This window comes from Apilactobacillus bombintestini (assembly GCF_003627035.1).
In the GTDB taxonomy this organism is placed as follows: domain Bacteria; phylum Bacillota; class Bacilli; order Lactobacillales; family Lactobacillaceae; genus Apilactobacillus; species Apilactobacillus bombintestini.
In genome coordinates this window covers 107,490-124,465 of record NZ_CP032626.1, presented here as the reverse complement: position 1 = coordinate 124,465, position 16,976 = coordinate 107,490, and the positions used below count along the sequence as shown (strand labels likewise).

The window sequence follows — 16,976 nt, the reverse complement described above, 5'->3', positions numbered from 1 at the left end:
GGTAAATATATTGAACTACGTTAGGAGAGTAATTTTGAAAATAGTTTCTATAATATTTAAAGTAATAGCTACGTTAATCGGCATAGAACAAATGGTTTTTATCGGCATTGGCATTGCCGGCGATGCGCAATCCATAGATAACAACGGATTTAGCTTCGCATTAACCTTTTTAATTTTTCTAGAAATTTTATTCTTAATCATTTTATTGGCACAAATTATTTCTACCTATATAAAACGCGTCTCTATAAAACAAGAAATAGTCGTTTTTATCGTGTTATTGATTTTAGGTATCATCTTATTTGCAATGCATGCTGCTACTCTCATCTTATTAGTAGCCGTTATTTTAACCGGTTTATTATCCATTATTATTAAACAAATCGACTACAACTTAATGCCCAAATAAAAAGAGCGCTAAAGTTTTACTTTAGCGTTCTTTTTTAGATTACATATCCAATTAATGCAGCTAAAATTCCCAAAAGTGCACTAACTATATAATAAATCATTGCTAATATTTTCTTTTGCGTACTTAATTGCACCGTTTCATTCATATAAGTAGAAAAAGTGGTGTAGCCACCTAGAACGGCTACGAAGAAAGCCAACGTAAAGGCATTTTTAGGCAACTGCCCGTTTACTAATCCCAATAAAAATGATCCGGAAATGTTAATGAAAAAGGTAGCTGCGGGAAAAGCTGTTTTGTGAAAGATTTGCTTTAAACCATTAGTTACTCCAAAACGAATAAGTGAACCGATGGCAGCCCCTAGGCCCACAATTAAAACCGTCTTAATCATTATTATCTACTCCTTTTTCAAATCGATGACCTAGATGGGTACCTAGTTCAGCCATGAGCAATCCACCGATTAAACTAATTAATATATAGAAAAGACCTAGACCAATTTTATGATTTAATAATAAATTAACGCTATCATAAGAAAAAGTTGAAAAAGTGGTAAACCCACCTACTAGACCTACACTTAGTCCGATCGTTAGATCATCCGATAATTCGATTAAATATGGTAAGGCACCCGTAATAAACGCTAAGACAAAAGCGCCGATTAGGTTAATGGCAACCGTTGCGGCGAAATGATTGGGTCCAGCTAAGGCTGTAAAATATCCGCGCATAGCTCCGCCTATAAATCCCAATAAAAATATGTAAAATATTCTGCGCAATTTAGACGACTTCCTCTCTTAAAAATCCTAATTATCCTTTAATATTATCACAATTAAATTTTTTACTATACCAATTTGTATTTTTGCTTTGACATTTGGGTGGTAAAAACTTATCATTGAAAAAGAGTATCCTCTTAGGGACTCTATTTAGATAAATAATTAACAATATTACTTAAAAATAATTAAAAATAAAACATTAAATACGAAATAAAGATAATTAAGAATTAAAACTGAAAAAATAACTATGAATAAGGAGCAATAATAGCTATGTTACTGGGAAGCATTGAGGCCGGTGGCACCAAATTTGTTTGTGCTGTAGGCGATAGTGACTTCAACGTTGTAGACAGCACTGTCATTCCTACCACAACACCTGATGAAACTTTCAGTAAGACTATTGAATTCTTCAAGCAATTCAAAGACTTATCTGCTTTAAGCATTTCATCATTTGGTCCCATCCAAATTAGAAAAGACTCACCTCAATACGGATACATTACCGATACACCCAAGTATGGTTGGTCAAATGTTAACTTTTTAGGCACTATGAAAGAAAACTTTGACGTTCCAATGTACTGGACTACCGATGTTAATGGATCTGTTTTTGGTGAATACATTAAATTAAAGAGCAGAGGACAACGCGTAAGCTCATTAGTTTACTACACTATCGGTACTGGAGTAGGTGCCGGTATCATTATGAATGGTCAATTCGTTGGTGACGAAGGTCACCCTGAATTAGGACACGTTAAGTTGAAGCGTCATGAAGACGATTTAGACTTTGACGGTATTTGTCCTTACCACAAAGATTGTCTAGAAGGACTAGTTTCCGGCCCTACTTTTGAAGCTCGTTTAGGTAAACCGGGTCCTGAAGTTCCTTTAACTAACCATGTTTGGGATATCATGGCTTATTATGTAGCTCAAGCTGCCCTACAAGCTACCCTTACTTTCCGTCCCGAAAAGATTATTTTTGGTGGTGGAGTAGTTAGTGAAGATTTTCTCAAGAAAGTCAGATTTGAGTTTGCTAAACAATTAAATGGATACATTGAAATCAAAGATTTAGATTCATATATTTGTACTCCTACCCTAAGCGACAACGGTTCAGCTACTTACGGTAACTTTGCCTTAGGTGCCGCTTTAGTTAAACATGAAATTGCTTAAGTTCAGTTTCGCACAAACTAAACTTATAATTTAAACTCTAAAAAAGTTAAAAACTTTTCTTTAGCGTTAAAAGTTGTCATGGCAACTTTTAGCGCTATTTTTTTATTTATAAAAAGATTTATTTTTATTAAATTTCGTCAAAACGCTTTCATTTTTAACAAAATGAGTTATTATAATACATGTAAGTTTGTGAATATCTTAATTAATTCATAAACTTCATTAAAATAATAATCAAAATTCAATTTGGAAAGGATCTTGAATTATGAAAGCTCTAGTTTTAACTGGTAAAAAACAATTAGAAATCCAAAACACTGACATGCCTGAACCAAAGGCTGACGAAGTTGTTATCAACGCTAAATACGCTGGTATCTGTGGTACTGACTATGCTCTATACAATGGTCTACCAGGTTCAGCTGATGCTGTTCCTCCTATCGTATTAGGACACGAAAACTCAGGTGTTGTTTCAGCAGTTGGTTCAAACGTTACTGACTTCAAAGTTGGTGACCGTGTAACTGTTGACCCTAACATCTACTGTGGCAAGTGTGTATACTGCCACACTGGTCGTCCAGAATTATGTGAAAACCTATCAGCCGTAGGTGTTACTAGAAATGGTGGTCTAGAAGAATACTTCACTGCCCCAACTCAAGTTGTATACCACCTACCTGACGATGTTGACTTGAAGTCAGCTGCTACTTGTGAACCAATTTCATGTGCCGTTCACGGTATGGACTTATTAAACATCAAACCTTACCAAAAAGCTCTAGTTATTGGTGATGGTTACATGGGTCTAATCTTCGCACAATTACTACGTGCTTACGGTGCTAAGTCAGTTACTCTAACTGGTCGTCATGATGACAAGTTAGCTGCTGAAAAAGAAAAATTAGGTATCGACCGTGTTATCAACACTACTAAGGAAGACATTCCTGCTGAATACGACGTTGTTGTTGAAGCTGTTGGTCAACCTGCTACTCAAGAACAAGCTATTGAAGCAACTGTTAAGGGTGCTCAAGTATTAATGTTCGGTGTTGGTGCTCCTGATCAAAAATTCAGCATGAACACTTACGAAGTATTCAAGAAACAATTAACTATCCAAGGTGCATTCATTAACCCTAACTCATTTGAAGATGCTATTGCATTACTACAAAGTGGTAAGGTTAACGTTGACAAGATTATTGACAACGTAATTTCACTAGAAGACGTTGAAAGTGTACTAAACGGTACTTCCAACTTAACTGGTAAATGTGTTGTTAAAGTTTCTGACTAATTTATTGGAGGCTTAAATTATGGCTTTAAACGACTACTTTGACGGTTTACAACACGTTGGTATTCCATCAAAAGACTTAGATAAAACTATCGAATTCTACAAATCACTTGGTTTTGACCAAGCTGGTCTATTTTACAACGGTGACAACCGTTGTGCCTTCATGAGATACGGTAACTTAACCGTTGAAACTTGGGAAGGCGATCCAGTTGCTATGGAAAACGGTGCTATCAACCACATTTCCATGAACTGTACCGATGTTGACAAAGCATTTGCTGCCGCTAAAGAACAAGGCTTAAATGTTTTGGATGACGAAATTCAATCAATCCCTTCATTCTGGGACAACGGAATTCGTTTCTTCAACATTCAAGGTCCTAACCACGAAAAAATCGAATTCTGCCAAATCGTTAAATAATGATTGGTTAACAATTCAAAAAGCGTTTCGCATATTGCGGAACGCTTTTTTATACAAAAAAACCGGTTCGCGATGCGAGCCGGTTTTTATTTATGCATGGTAATAATGATATCTAGTTTTATAAGATCTCTTAGTATGGTAACGATACTTATATGTTAATTTTTGGTATCTGTAGTGTTTTTTAGCACGATAGTGTCTACGATATTTCATAGTCTTTTTGTGATAAACACGAGCCGTTTTTTTCACTCTGTAACGACGTCTGGTCTTTTTACTACGGTATTTATAAGATTTCTTTTTACCATAAGTACGTTTACGTACATGATACTTATAATGACGTTTCTTCGCATAATTACGTTTCTTATATGTCTTTTTAGCCTTTTTATAAGTAGTACGTTTTACACGACGACGTTTAGTAGCATATTTACGGTAAGTTCCACGTTTCTTGCGCTTTAAATTATAATAACGTCTACTCTTCTTTACTTTATAAGTTAAACGTTTGTATTTAGGTGCACGATAACGGTACTTAATCTTCTTTACTGTAGGTTTTTTAACTACCTTATGCAATTTAACATGACGATAAGTACGTTTCTTGTGACTTACGCGGTAAGCCACCTTCTTAACTTGTTTCTTAGGCATGCGTTTTACACGACGTTTAGCCGGACGCTTCTTGTGATAACGTCTAGCTCCTGTCCAGTATGAAACATCTCTTCCACCGATAGGAATAACGTCGGCATCCAAGCTTTCCCCTAAAGCGTTACTTGGATAACGATCAGTGTATTGCCACAAATCATATTGGTAACGAGGGTTAGGCATGTAGTTAGTGTAATCGGCTAACCAAACGTTATTGTAGCTGCCTAAAGTGCTAGGTTGAAAACTATCCAACATAGATTTAGAACCGTACAAAACGACTGGATTACCGCCCGCTAGACGTTTCATTTGTTTAGCCCAGGCATTAGCGGCATATTCTTTTCTACGAGTATAGCTAGTTTCAAAATCATTTACATAGAATCTAGCTCTAGGAGCTAATCTGTGCAAACGACGAGCTTCCACGGCTGCTTGACTAGAGTTAGTGTAACGACTATAGCTGTATACTCCATATGGCACGCCATATCTTTGCATCAAGCGAATATTATTATTGACCTGACGATCATGATATTGACCATCTTGGACACGTAAAATGACAAATTTAACTTCTTTTTTAAGATTCAACACTTGTTGACGAGTTAAATGACCTTGAAATTCCGAAATATCATAAGCAACGGGTGTATAGGATTTAACTTGTGAGTGCGCTGGCTTGCTCATCCCGGCAAATGCCACCAACAAAGTAGAGCCTAGTGCTGCTGAATAAAGCAAATGTTTTATATATTTATTACCATACATTTTTAGACCTTCATTCATTTGGAATTATATGTATAAAAAAACCAGGTATAGTCACCTGGTTTTCAGAGATATTATTTTAGTGAAGTTACCATCTTAAGAGCAATGTTTGCATTGTTGGCCTTAACAGAGTAAACCACTGTACCTTCTTGCCAAGTAATTGTAGTAGTGTTATTGATTTCAACACGGATACTACCAGCCTTGTTTGGAATAGGTAAGTTATGGTTTTGAATGAATGAAATTACATTCTTAGCTTGTTTAGTAGCAAAACCTTTTTGCTTACCAAAGTTGCTTCCGTGAGTTAATAATGACCAGTTACCAAAGTTAGCTTGGATGTAAACTTGTCCGGCACCATGATCGGCAACCCCTTTAACTCCGTAGCCTAGGCTAGTGGTTGGTAAACCAGCAACGTTAGCAGCTGATTGGTAACCAACTTGTTGCATAGCAGCTGCGCTACTACTGTAAGTGTGTTTAGTAAATGTAGCGTAGATAGCATTGTTGTTACTGTAGTTGATGGTGTAGTTATCTTTGTTACCATCTACTTTAGTATTTACAGAGCTACTTGCTTCCATTCCATTGTCTTGTGGTAATTTTTCTTTTCCTAATTTGTTAGTCTTCTTCATTGAACTAGTTGAAGAAGATTTTGAACTGGATTGAACTGAACTGGAAGTGCTAGCTGTTGTTTGTTCACTGGATGATTGAGAATTACTGTTATCGTTATTCTTTTGACCACATGCAGTTAGTGCTAATCCTAGCACAACAACAGCAGGTACAACCTTTTTCCATGATTTCATAATTATCGGACATCTCCTTATTAACTATTTAATAATAGTATAACAAAATACCAGTATTAATGCTTAATTGATTATATTAATTTTGTATTAACTTATCATAACTAACTGCGACTAAGTATATAACAGTTTCGATAGCCGCAATGAAGAAACTTACTGGTAGATTGGTTATGAAACTTAAGTATAAACCAAACCAAGTTCCAATTAAAGCAAATACAAAAGATAATAAAGTCATCCCCCAGATACTGTGCACAAAATAGCGTGCTGATGAGGCTGGGATAGTTAATAATGCAAAAATTAAAAGTGACCCTACTATCTGAGCTGTAACACTAACGGTACTTGCTAGTAGTACTAAAAAGATTACGGAAATTAAAGTATTAGCACGAGAGTTAAAGCCAGCACCTACGTTATCAAAGGAGTTGTACTTTAATTTACGATAAATCAAAGTAGCTACTACAATGATAAAGGCACTTAGTCCCACTAACATGTGTACGTCACTTAAACTAATTCCGACAATACTACCAAATAAAATATTAGTAGCATAACTAGATTGAGTATTAGCTAGTGCTAAGAATAAAATTCCTAATCCTATAAATAGTACGGAGAATACACTAATAGATGATTCTCGACGACTCATTTTCGATCCGACTGTACCAATCATAATGGAACTTAAAATGGTAAAAATTAACATTCCTACGATAGGATTAGTACCTAAAAATACCCCAAAGGAAGCTCCGGAGAAACTAATTTCGGATAGTGTATGAGTAAAGAAAGCAGTCTTTCTAGCAACTACGAACACGCCCATGATGGCACATAAAATAGAAATAAAGAAACTGGCAGTAAAGGCGTATTGCATAAATGGATAACTAAGCATGTCTAACATTATTCATCCTCCTTAATGGCTTTTAATGTACCGCTTTGGTTAGCGATTTTTAGATCATAATCACCGTAAGTTTTTACTAACACGGGATCGTGAGTGATAAACATTACCGCAGTACGGGTTTGCTTAACCACTTCTTTTACCACGTCTAGTAAGATGAATTTAGCTTCTTTATCCAAGCTAGCAGTACTTTCATCTAAGATTAATAACTTAGGTTCTGACACTAAGGCTTGAGCTAAATAAACGCGTTGTTGTTCCCCACCGGAACATCTACCTAAAGGTGTCTTGGCTAAATCTTGTAGATTAGTCATTTCGATAACTTTTTGGACACGTTGTTTTTCTTTTCTACTTAACCATGGCAAGATAGAATGTTGTAGTCCTAAACCGATAAAGTCAGTTACCGTAAGTGGATAGTCATCATCAATATTTCTCAATTGAGGGATATATTGCATTTGACTTCTCTTAATGGGGGCTTTTACATGTTCATTTTTATTAAATTGATTTAGAATAGTCTTTATTAAAGTAGTTTTTCCTACCCCATTTTCCCCAGTTACACAAGTTAAGGTAGCGGGAAAGATTTGAAATGATAAGTCATTTATTAATTGGCGTCCTTGAACTGCGACGTCCAAATTATTAACGGATAAAACCGGCGTTAAATTATCTTTCATTTACAGTCCTCTCTATTCGTTTAAGATTTATATCAAAATTCGATATATATTAGATTTGATTATATATCTGATTTTAACATTTTATCATACATATTGTTATCGAGGTGAATATTTTTGATTAATCATTTAAGAAATAAAATACGTAACACCCCGCGACGCACGTGGATTCATTGCGGAATAATTTCTACCATTGTTTTAATTTTATTAATTATTGAACTAGTACGTTTATTCTCACTAACCGAAATAAAGGCAGCGGATTTGTATCTACACCAAGATCCTAATCGTGAATCTGCCGTAGTTAGTGAAATTCCACATGGCCAACATGTAAAAGTTATTAAGCAAAGTAATAACTGGTGGTATATCAAATATAACAATAAGAAAGGTTGGATTCCTTCCTGGCTAGTCGGCGTAGACGGCTATAACGTTAAAACTAGCGATCAATTACCACAAACTACTATCGTAATTGACCCCGGACACGGCGGTAGCGATTCGGGTACTTTATCTGCCAACGAAAACTACATGGAAAAGACCTACACCCTTCAAATGGCGAAAAAAGTGGCCAATGAGCTCCGTCAGCAACATGTGAATGTAATTATGACTCGCACCCGTGATGAATACGTTACCCTAGCAAAAAGAACGCAATTAGCGGATCAAAGTCATGCCGATTTATTCATTAGTTTTCATTTTAATTCTGACAACGGAAATGGAAACGCGGATGGTTACGGAGTTTATCAATATCATTCCAGCGACAACAAAGTGGCTAACACCGTAAACGATGCACTAGACAATCTACCGGTTAAAAGTCGTGGCGTTTCCTTCGGTAATTATTATGTATTAAGAGAAAACCAACGCCCTGCTATTTTATGTGAAATGGGCTTTATGGATAGCGCACACGATATTCACTACATTCAAAGCAGCGATTATCAACAACACGTAGCCGATGATATGAGTAAAGCTTTAAGTAAATATTTCGATTAAAAATAAAACCCCCTTAAGCATACAGCTTAAGGGGTTTATTTTAGTTAATTTTATTCTTGGTTAGAATTTTTCAATGCTGGAATAGACATCATGGCAGTGAAACTGATTAGATATAGTACTGATAATAAGGCCATGATTAGTAGTAGTGAATGATTTTCCATTAATAGTCCGATAACCGCGGGTGAAAATCCTCCGATGGTGCGGCCGCAACCCATGATAAAGTTATTGGCGGTCGAACGTACTTCGGTTGGATACAAGCGGCTAATAACTACTCCGTATCCACCGTACATCCCGTTAGAGAAGAATCCTAATACCGTAGCGGCTAGTAGTAAAGTAGCGCCGTTGAAGGCGAAGGTAATGCCGTAGACAGCCACCGCAGCGACTAGTAAGAAAATTCCGAACGCTCTTCTAGGACCGAATTTATCTAAGATAGTTCCGAAAGTCATCATCCCGAAACTCATCCCGATGATAGTAATAATGGTCCATAGTGATGATTTAGATACACTCAAGCCTAATTCTTTTTGCATAATGGATGGCAACCAGTTAATCAAACCATAGTAGCCGGCGATTTGTACAATTACCATGACTACCAAAGCGGCAGTTTGCCATGCTAGACGAGGGTTAGCAAATAATTTCTTAATAGATACTTTAGGACGCTTTTCAGTTTCCATAGTGTCCACGAATTCTTGGCTTTCTTTTAAATTGCGACGAATTACAAAGGCGAAGAAGATAGGAATGATACCCATTAAGAATAATGCACGCCAGCCGAAGAATGGAATCATAATTGCGGATAATGCAGCGGCTAGAATGGATCCTACTTGTCCTCCAATGGTACTTAAGGAAGTCGATTTTCCTTGTTGTTTTTTCTTAAATGATTCGCAAATCATCGCTACTCCGGAACCGTACTCGCCTCCGGAACCCACACCGACTAAGAAACGTAAAATTGCAAAGGTGATAAAGTTTTGCGCGAACATAATGCCGGCAGTGGCGAAAGCGAAGATGAAAATAGTATAGGTCAAAATTTTAACGCGTCCGAAGCGATCCGCTAAAAGGCCAAATAAAATACCACCCAACAATGAACCAAAAGTAGTTACCGTCGATAACATCCCGCCTTGCGCGGTGCTGATGTTTAAACTAATAATAATCGATGACATTGCAAAAGAGATGAACGAAATATCCATACTCTCTAGCATTTGCCCGATAGTTGTCGACGCTAAAACCCACTTTTGAGATTTAGTCATTGCAGAGTGGCTCTGTACGTTTTCCATATTCAATTCCTCCAAAATGGACGCTCTCTGTCGTCCCTTATTTTTTTGAAATATCTAAGACTCAGATATTTTTATTAACTATACTATTAAAAATTTAAATTAGCAACTAGAAATTATCTAAATTAAAACTCCCCTAAGTCCTCATCACTTAAGAGAGTTATTTTAATTTTAATCTTGTTGCATGTTTCTTAATCCTGGAATAGACATCATAGCACTAAAGCTGATCAAGTATAGTATTGATAAAGTACCCATGATTAGTAGTAGTGAATGATTTTCCATTAATAATCCGATAACTGCAGGTGAAAATCCTCCGATAGCACGCCCACAACCCATGATAAAGTTATTGGCCGTGGAACGAATTTCGATGTGATATAAGCGACTAATGATTACGCCATATCCGCAATACATCCCGTTAGAGAAGAATCCTAAGACCGTGGCAGCTAGTAGTAAGGTAGCAGCGTTAAAGGCGAAAGTAATGCCATATACAGCCACTGCCGCTATTAATAAGAACATTCCAAAAGCTTTTCTAGGGCCAAATTTATCCAAGATAGTCCCGAAAGTCATCATTCCAATACTCATTCCTACAAAGGTTACGATAGTCCATAGCGCTGACTTAGACACACTCAAGCCTAATTGCTTTTGCATAATGGATGGTAGCCAGTTAATTAAACCATAGTAGCCGGCAATTTGTACGATGACCATTACAATTAACGCACCGGTTTGCCAAGCTAGTCGAGGAGTGGCGAATAATTTCTTAATAGAAACCTTAGGACGGTCTTTTCTTTGCATGGTATCAATAAATTCTTGGCTTTCTTTTAAATTACGACGAATGATGAAGGCAAAGAAGATAGGAATAATACCAATTAAAAATAATGCTCGCCAACCAAACAAAGGAATCATAGCTGATGATACTGCGGCAGATAAGATAGAACCAACCTGTCCTCCAATCGTACTAATCGAAGTAGATCTTCCTTGTTTTTTCTTAAATGATTCACAAATCATTGCTACTCCGGATCCGTACTCACCACCGGTACCCACACCGACTAAGAACCGTAAAATGGCTAAAGCGGTAAAGTTTTGTACAAACATAATTCCGGTAGTGGCGAAAGCGAAGATGAAAATGGTGTAGGTCAAAATTTTAACGCGTCCAAAACGATCCGCTAAAAGACCAAATAAAATACCACCCAACAATGTTCCAAAAGAGGTTATCGTAGATAGCATCCCCGCTTGTGCGGTACTGATGTTTAAACTCACGATTATCGAAGATAAAGCGAATGAAACAAATGAACTGTCCATACATTCTAAAATCTGTCCGATAGTCGTCGACGCTAAAACCCACTTTTGTGATTTAGTCATTGCCGAGTGGCTCTGTACATTTTCCATATTCAATTCCTCCAAAATGGACGCTCTCTGTCGCCCTATTATTTTTTTGAAATATCTAATCAATTACTAAGATATTTTTAATTACTATACTCTTAATATAAAAAATTGGCAAATAAAAAAATCCGCTAAGACACGTCTTTAGCGGATAATTTTTATAAAATAGGTGAAAATAAACGACTAAAAATTTGTTTAAATTTCATCCAACTAGATTGTTTTTCAAATTTAGCAAATGTCATTAATTGACTGTGGCGCATATCGCTAATGTAGATAGAACGAAGTTGTTCAGCAATATCTTCATCATACATAAAGGCATTTACTTCGAAATTTAATTTAAAGCTTCTAAAGTCCATATTAGCGGAACCTACGGAAGCTACTTTACCGTCTACTAAAATAGTTTTGGCATGCATAAAACCATTTTGGTAGAAATAAATTTTTACGCCGTATTTAGCTAGTTGCTTAGCATAATATTGAGTAGCACGGTAAACGAATGGATGATCAGGCTTGCAAGGCACCATGATACGAATATCGACTCCTGACATCGCAGCAGTTCGAATAGCATCTAGCGCACTATCGTCCGGAATTAAGTAAGGTGATTGAATCCAACAATAGTTTTTAGCGTTTTGAATCATTTTGATATAACCTAATTTGATTTGTTGTAAATCACTATTAGGACCACTGGAAACTATTTGAATATTAGTGGCACCATCTTGGTTTACAGATGGGAAATAAAAGCCCTTAGTTTCATCTATGCTGATTTTATTGTTCATATCAGTAACGTTCCAATCCAAAATGAATTGGGCTTGTAAGTTATGCACGGCAGAACCAGCAATTCTTAGATGGGTATCACGCCAGTGGCCAAATTTCTTTTTACGGTTTAAGTATTGATCACCGATATTAAAACCACCGATGTAGCCGTATTTACCATCGATAACTACAATCTTTCTGTGGTCTCTGAAGTTCAAACGAAAATCCATAATAGCAGAATGGGTATGTAAGAATGGTTCTACTAATCCACCCGCTTCACGCAATGGATCAAAGAATTTATGTTTATTGCCCATAGAACCCCAACTATCATAAATAACGCGCACTTTGAGGCCTTGTTTAGCTTTTTTAATTAATTCGTTTAAAACTCGATGGCCAATTTTGTCATCGTAAAATGTATAAAATTCAATATGAATAGAACTGTGAGCATTTTTAATATCATCTATCATTTTATCGAATAGATGGTTACCCTCAGTGTAGATTCTAACGCGGTTACGTCTAGACAAGTCAGTAACGTCAGAAGTCTTAAATAGTTTTACTAAAGTGCGGTAAGCATAAGATACTTCGTCCGCCGCAATCTTTTTAGGATTGTTATGTAATCGACCTTGTGAGCGTAAGGCATCGTGCATTTTCTTGTTATCTTTAAATTGGAATCTGAATAAACGTTTTTTAGGTAATTTTCTACCTACGAAGGCGTAAATCATAAATCCTAAGACAGGAAGAAAAGATAGCACCAAAAGCCAGGCCCAAGTAGCAGCAATATCACGTTCTTCTCTAAATACCGTGATTAGAGCGGAAATTTCGTTGACGATTACCACTAGATAAAAGAAGTCTAATAACATAGCACCCCTCCTCTCCGATAATTATGAGATTATTATAGCATATATTATTTTTCATTCAGCTAAGCGTGATATACTATGAATATATAAAATATAAGGAGGTTGCAACATGACGTCCACCATAGAGCTTAGGAACACCCTAACTTTAGATTATGAAGTGGGTCCTTTTATCTCATTATTTGTTTCATTTAACGAAATTAGTAACAAAGAACAATATTTAAATTTAATTCAATCTGTAAAAAAATATTTCGTACAAAAATATGACGAAAACATCTGGCCACGTTATGAACGCAAATTAAAACGTTTTAACTTTAACCGCGCCAAACACGTAGAAAGTGGATCAGGTTTTGCTTTATACGTAAGTTTTAAGGCTATTCATTCCTTTAACTTAACCCAACCGGTGCAAACTAAATTCTCTATAGCTGATACCATGAACATCTCTCAAGTGGTTAAAGAAATCGAAAGTGATTTACATTACCGTGTATTAGTTTTACATGATGATGATTTCAAAGTCTTTCGTGTAGACAACGGTAACTGCCGTTTAATCAACATGGTTAACAAGCCACTTGCCGTATTAGTGAACCACGATAAACGTAAATATTATCAATTAATCGATGAATACTTAAACGAATTATTCGCTGACGATGACTACTTGCCTATCGCATTAGTGGCCAACGAAGATAATCGTAAGTTATTCTCCGAAATTGCTACCCAAAAGATGTTAGTTAAAGACATTAACTACTCTATCGATGATGATAAGCTAAGCGCCGAAGTCTTCGATAAAGTAATTGCTCATTTAAACGAACTTTTCTGGGATCAATTAATGATTAACCAAAAAAATGATTACAAGAAAGCACAAGCTGATAATTTAGTAGTCAGTGACTTAAAAGAAATCATTTACAACACTACTTCTGGTAAAATTGATACCTTATTTATCAACGAAGATAAATATAATCAAACTTACAACGACTTAGCTATTACCACTATTGGTTTTGCTGGTCACGTATTCTTATTACCAGCAGATGAAATGCCTACTGATTTAGACTGTGCTGCAATTATGGTAAAAATTTAATTTAATTAATTGTAAATAAAAAATCTACCTTCGAATGAAGGTAGATTTTTTTAGTTTTATTATCTTAAAGTACGGTAGTCAAAGTTACCACCACTTGGGTAGAAGCTTAATCCCTTTACACGACTGCTTAATACTTGAGGACTAACAACTTGGTACAAAGGAACTACACCTTGTTGATCTAGTAATACCTTTTGTGCTTTAACCATGTCATTCCATCTCTTGTCAGGGTTATTAGCATCTTCGTTGTCGACACGTTTCATTAATGCATCGTATTGAGCATTGCTCCAATCACCGTGGTTGTAACCATTCTTAGTAGTCATTAAGCTCATGAAACTTTCTGGGTCTGGGAAGTCAGCGATCCAAGCTTCCAAGTTAACATCGAAGTCACCTTTTTCGGTTCTTTCTGTGGCTACTTTATCTGGTAAGTTTTGTACGTTAACTTTTAGACCAGGTAGTTTTTGGAATTGGTTTTGTAGGTATTCAGAAACTGACTTAGAACCTGATGAGTTACCAGCTAATAAGTTAAGTTTAACTTGTTTAGTACCTAATTCAGCAAGACCTTTCTTAAATAGTTGTTTTGCTTTAGCTAAATTGTATTCTTCAGCTGCAGGAACGTTAGCTTCATCAGCGAAGTCCTTGCCATTGTGTTTAGCTACAGAAGCTGCAACAAATCCTTTAGAAGGAACTGAACCGTCACCTAAAACATCTTGTGTTAATTGTTTTCTGTTAACAGTTAATGAAAGAGCTTTTCTAACATTTAGGTTTCTTAATGCTGGGTTCTTTTGGCTAAGTTCTAGATAGTTAGTACCAGCTTCTTTACGTGGATGGTATTGAGAGCTGTGTTGGTAACTATTAACTTGGTTTTTACCACTTAATACCATAGAATCTAGATTCTTTTGTTCGAATTCATATAGTGAAGTAGTAGCATCCTTAGATACTGAGAAGTCTAACTTAGGAACTTTTACGTTAGATGCATTCCAGTAATCATTGTTTTTAACTAATTGCCAGTTATCGTTAGTACCAGTCCAACCAGTTACCTTGTAAGGACCGTTGTATAATTGTTTGTTACTATCAGTAGCATATGCAGAGCCATATTTCTTAGCTTCTTTTTGGCTTTGTGGGTAAGTAGGTGCCATAGTTGCTACATATTTGAAGTAAGCTTCAGGTTTAACTAATTGTACTTGGAATTGGTATTTGCCTAGCGCTTTAACTCCTAATGCAGAAACTGGCATTTTGCCTTTAGCTACGGCATCGGCGTTCTTAACGTCGCTTAATAGATATTGGTAAGCTGCGGCGGTCTTTGGATTTTCAGTTCTTTGGAAACCGTAAACAAAATCGTCCGCAGTTACTGGTGATCCATCACTCCATTTGGAATGACGTAGATTAAAGGTATATGTAAGACCATCCTTAGATACTTTGTAACTCTTAGCTACACCAGGTACTACCTTACTGTTGTTGGTCATAACTAATAAACCTTCGTTAGTGTTATTTAGAGTAACGTCACTGACTTGGTCTACTAATTTAGATTGATCCAAAGTTAATAGTGTAGAAGGTTCAGAAAATTTCAATCCTGTTTTAGTGGCGCTACCTTTAGCATTTCCACAAGCAGTTAATCCTAAACAAAGTAATCCAAACATAGTAGTTAATGATAATTTTTTATATACATTCTTCATTTTTTATTCTCCCTATCAGGGCTCTAAAAAATGAAACGTATGTAGCAACTGCAGTTTTTCATGAACTAAATATCGCTTCAATTCATTTTAGAGTCCGTTTTATAAATTTTGATATTACATAAGATTCGCATGATTCGCATTTTTAATGCCACTAATATCACTATTCATAAAACCATCTCCTTTAAAATTTTTTAAGTAAATAAAAAAGCGCCCCTTACTTCGCATACACGAAATAAAGGGCGCTCACGCGCGGTACCACCTTTTGTAATACCGCTTAATTAATCTATTAATTAAACGATACATCTCAAACAAACCTGTTGATTTGTAGATTCTATAATGGGAATTCCCAGCCAAGACTACTTTGTTTGTCCGGCAGCTCGTAGATGATTTTCACCCTAGTGATTTCTAGTTCCTTGCACCAAACGGAACCTCTCTTAGAGAACCTCACTAGCGTTACTCTTTCTACTTCATTGCTTTTTATTTACTTTGCTTTTATTTACTTTCTAATCTTATTTTAATACTAGCTTAATATTTGTCAAACACTTTTTTGAACTTTTTTATAATTTTATAGATAAATACCGTTACATCAACGTTTATAATCGCAGATTTTTTATACTTTAATGACATCCTTCTCATTTAATCGCCATATTTGAGATCTCAACTAGTATATTTTTGCATTCGGTTGGCCATATATGAGATAATATAATTGGTGTTATTTGGTTTTGAGATAAATATCACCCATATTGACATTATGAAAGAAAAACGAAAACATTTTTGGACTTTTGTAGTAAAATAGTCTAAAAGATATTAGGAGAGGATTTTTTACAAATGTCAGACATAAAACTAAGACCTATTATTAACCAATGGGCACAAGATTTTAGTGACGAAATTGTGGACTTACATTACGTTAAGGAACAATTATCCGAAGAACAATTTGATAACTTTATGAAGCAAGTTAAAGACTTAGATCTTTTAACTAACACTCAAGCTTACAAGATTATCTACGACGCCGCTAAAAATGATTTAGACTTAAACCACATCGATGATTTAGCTAACCGTACTAATCAATTACAACGTTTAATTGAAATTTGTGGTGAATACAGCGATCAACCAAAATACGTATTGTTCGCTAACATGTTCACTCATGCCGGTGTATCAACTGATGATACTTTCGCTCGTTTAACTTACGCGGAATTAGCATTACAAGATTTTGAATAAAGCTATTTAGTTTATAGCAAAATAAAAGAGAGATGAATGAAAATTCATCTCTCTTTTTGTTTATTATTTTCG

The 16,976-nt window shown here is 35.8% G+C and carries 17 protein-coding genes and 1 other annotated feature; of the genes, 7 read left to right on the top strand and 10 right to left on the bottom strand.

The window, feature by feature from the left end:
• Positions 1-34 precede the first annotated feature (34 nt).
• A complete protein-coding gene (locus tag D7I45_RS00560; RefSeq protein WP_120783858.1) occupies positions 35-403 on the top strand; it encodes a hypothetical protein in 369 nt (122 codons plus the stop codon).
• A 34-nt stretch (positions 404-437) separates the two neighbouring features.
• Here the strand turns inward: D7I45_RS00560 and D7I45_RS00555 are convergent, their stop codons facing one another.
• Both D7I45_RS00555 and D7I45_RS00550 read right to left on the bottom strand, forming a co-directional pair.
• Positions 438-788 carry a fluoride efflux transporter FluC gene (locus tag D7I45_RS00555; protein WP_120783857.1) on the bottom strand — a complete coding sequence of 117 codons (351 nt, stop codon included), beginning with the start codon at positions 786-788 and terminating at the stop codon, positions 438-440.
• On the bottom strand, positions 781-1,167 hold the full coding sequence (locus tag D7I45_RS00550; RefSeq protein ID WP_120783856.1) for a fluoride efflux transporter FluC: 387 nt from the start codon (positions 1,165-1,167) through the stop codon (positions 781-783). Before D7I45_RS00550 ends, D7I45_RS00555 begins: the two co-directional genes overlap by 8 nt.
• 267 nt (positions 1,168-1,434) lie before the next feature.
• Here D7I45_RS00550 and scrK point away from each other — a divergent pair, with 267 nt between their 5' ends.
• From scrK to D7I45_RS00535, 3 genes are all read left to right on the top strand, one after another.
• Entirely contained in the window at positions 1,435-2,319 is an 885-nt protein-coding gene (scrK, locus tag D7I45_RS00545) for a fructokinase ScrK (RefSeq protein WP_120783855.1), read from the top strand.
• A 262-nt stretch (positions 2,320-2,581) separates the two neighbouring features.
• Positions 2,582-3,583 carry a zinc-dependent alcohol dehydrogenase family protein gene (locus D7I45_RS00540; protein ID WP_120783854.1) on the top strand — a complete coding sequence of 334 codons (1,002 nt, stop codon included), beginning with the start codon at positions 2,582-2,584 and terminating at the stop codon, positions 3,581-3,583.
• A 19-nt stretch (positions 3,584-3,602) separates the two neighbouring features.
• A complete protein-coding gene (locus D7I45_RS00535; RefSeq protein WP_120783853.1) occupies positions 3,603-3,995 on the top strand; it encodes a VOC family protein in 393 nt (130 codons plus the stop codon).
• A gap of 90 nt (positions 3,996-4,085) precedes the next feature.
• Here the strand turns inward: D7I45_RS00535 and D7I45_RS00530 are convergent, their stop codons facing one another.
• The 4 genes from D7I45_RS00530 to D7I45_RS00515 form a co-directional block, all read right to left on the bottom strand.
• The gene (locus tag D7I45_RS00530; RefSeq protein ID WP_120783852.1) at positions 4,086-5,393 is read right to left on the bottom strand and encodes a GH25 family lysozyme; all 1,308 of its coding nucleotides are present in this window, start codon (positions 5,391-5,393) and stop codon (positions 4,086-4,088) included.
• Positions 5,394-5,446: 53 nt separating this feature from the next.
• A complete protein-coding gene (locus D7I45_RS00525; protein WP_120783851.1) occupies positions 5,447-6,166 on the bottom strand; it encodes a hypothetical protein in 720 nt (239 codons plus the stop codon).
• A 76-nt stretch (positions 6,167-6,242) separates the two neighbouring features.
• Positions 6,243-7,037, bottom strand: coding sequence for a metal ABC transporter permease (locus tag D7I45_RS00520; RefSeq protein WP_120784849.1), 795 nt, complete (start codon positions 7,035-7,037; stop codon positions 6,243-6,245).
• An 8-nt stretch (positions 7,038-7,045) separates the two neighbouring features.
• Positions 7,046-7,711, bottom strand: a complete 666-nt coding sequence (locus D7I45_RS00515) for a metal ABC transporter ATP-binding protein (protein WP_120783850.1) — start codon at positions 7,709-7,711, stop codon at positions 7,046-7,048.
• Positions 7,712-7,825: 114 nt separating this feature from the next.
• On the opposite strand from D7I45_RS00515, the gene D7I45_RS00510 reads away from it, so the two are divergent.
• Entirely contained in the window at positions 7,826-8,689 is an 864-nt protein-coding gene (locus D7I45_RS00510) for an N-acetylmuramoyl-L-alanine amidase family protein (protein WP_120783849.1), read from the top strand.
• A 50-nt stretch (positions 8,690-8,739) separates the two neighbouring features.
• On the opposite strand, the gene D7I45_RS00505 is transcribed toward D7I45_RS00510, so the two are convergent.
• The 3 genes from D7I45_RS00505 to cls form a co-directional block, all read right to left on the bottom strand.
• The gene (locus tag D7I45_RS00505; protein ID WP_120783848.1) at positions 8,740-9,957 is read right to left on the bottom strand and encodes an MFS transporter; all 1,218 of its coding nucleotides are present in this window, start codon (positions 9,955-9,957) and stop codon (positions 8,740-8,742) included.
• Positions 9,958-10,125: 168 nt separating this feature from the next.
• Positions 10,126-11,340: an MFS transporter gene (locus tag D7I45_RS00500; protein ID WP_120783847.1), complete on the bottom strand. Its 1,215-nt coding sequence runs from the start codon at positions 11,338-11,340 to the stop codon at positions 10,126-10,128.
• A gap of 152 nt (positions 11,341-11,492) precedes the next feature.
• Entirely contained in the window at positions 11,493-12,944 is a 1,452-nt protein-coding gene (gene cls, locus D7I45_RS00495; RefSeq protein ID WP_120783846.1) for a cardiolipin synthase, read from the bottom strand.
• Between the two features lie 154 nt (positions 12,945-13,098).
• Between cls and D7I45_RS00490 the strand changes: the two genes are divergently transcribed.
• Positions 13,099-14,013: a baeRF6 domain-containing protein gene (locus D7I45_RS00490; RefSeq protein WP_162924050.1), complete on the top strand. Its 915-nt coding sequence runs from the start codon at positions 13,099-13,101 to the stop codon at positions 14,011-14,013.
• A 59-nt stretch (positions 14,014-14,072) separates the two neighbouring features.
• Here the strand turns inward: D7I45_RS00490 and D7I45_RS00485 are convergent, their stop codons facing one another.
• Complete coding sequence (locus tag D7I45_RS00485) at positions 14,073-15,686, bottom strand: peptide ABC transporter substrate-binding protein (protein ID WP_120783844.1); 1,614 nt, start codon at positions 15,684-15,686, stop codon at positions 14,073-14,075.
• Positions 15,687-15,918: 232 nt separating this feature from the next.
• Positions 15,919-16,166 (bottom strand) — a binding site (T-box leader).
• A 348-nt stretch (positions 16,167-16,514) separates the two neighbouring features.
• Between D7I45_RS00485 and D7I45_RS00480 the strand changes: the two genes are divergently transcribed.
• Entirely contained in the window at positions 16,515-16,904 is a 390-nt protein-coding gene (locus tag D7I45_RS00480) for a hypothetical protein (protein ID WP_120783843.1), read from the top strand.
• Positions 16,905-16,976 lie beyond the last annotated feature (72 nt).

What these genes read in the sequence shown, in the direction of transcription:
- D7I45_RS00555 (WP_120783857.1), bottom strand. Translation starts at nt 788, where the DNA reads ATGATTAAGACGGTTTTAATTGTGGGCCTAGGGGCTGCCATCGGTTCA.
- scrK (WP_120783855.1), top strand. Translation starts at nt 1,435, where the DNA reads ATGTTACTGGGAAGCATTGAGGCCGGTGGCACCAAATTTGTTTGTGCT.
- D7I45_RS00540 (WP_120783854.1), top strand. Translation starts at nt 2,582, where the DNA reads ATGAAAGCTCTAGTTTTAACTGGTAAAAAACAATTAGAAATCCAAAAC.
- D7I45_RS00535 (WP_120783853.1), top strand. Translation starts at nt 3,603, where the DNA reads ATGGCTTTAAACGACTACTTTGACGGTTTACAACACGTTGGTATTCCA.
- D7I45_RS00530 (WP_120783852.1), bottom strand. Translation starts at nt 5,393, where the DNA reads ATGAATGAAGGTCTAAAAATGTATGGTAATAAATATATAAAACATTTG.
- D7I45_RS00525 (WP_120783851.1), bottom strand. Translation starts at nt 6,166, where the DNA reads ATGAAATCATGGAAAAAGGTTGTACCTGCTGTTGTTGTGCTAGGATTA.
- D7I45_RS00520 (WP_120784849.1), bottom strand. Translation starts at nt 7,037, where the DNA reads ATGCTTAGTTATCCATTTATGCAATACGCCTTTACTGCCAGTTTCTTT.
- D7I45_RS00515 (WP_120783850.1), bottom strand. Translation starts at nt 7,711, where the DNA reads ATGAAAGATAATTTAACGCCGGTTTTATCCGTTAATAATTTGGACGTC.
- D7I45_RS00505 (WP_120783848.1), bottom strand. Translation starts at nt 9,957, where the DNA reads ATGGAAAACGTACAGAGCCACTCTGCAATGACTAAATCTCAAAAGTGG.
- D7I45_RS00500 (WP_120783847.1), bottom strand. Translation starts at nt 11,340, where the DNA reads ATGGAAAATGTACAGAGCCACTCGGCAATGACTAAATCACAAAAGTGG.
- cls (WP_120783846.1), bottom strand. Translation starts at nt 12,944, where the DNA reads ATGTTATTAGACTTCTTTTATCTAGTGGTAATCGTCAACGAAATTTCC.
- D7I45_RS00485 (WP_120783844.1), bottom strand. Translation starts at nt 15,686, where the DNA reads ATGAAGAATGTATATAAAAAATTATCATTAACTACTATGTTTGGATTA.
- D7I45_RS00480 (WP_120783843.1), top strand. Translation starts at nt 16,515, where the DNA reads ATGTCAGACATAAAACTAAGACCTATTATTAACCAATGGGCACAAGAT.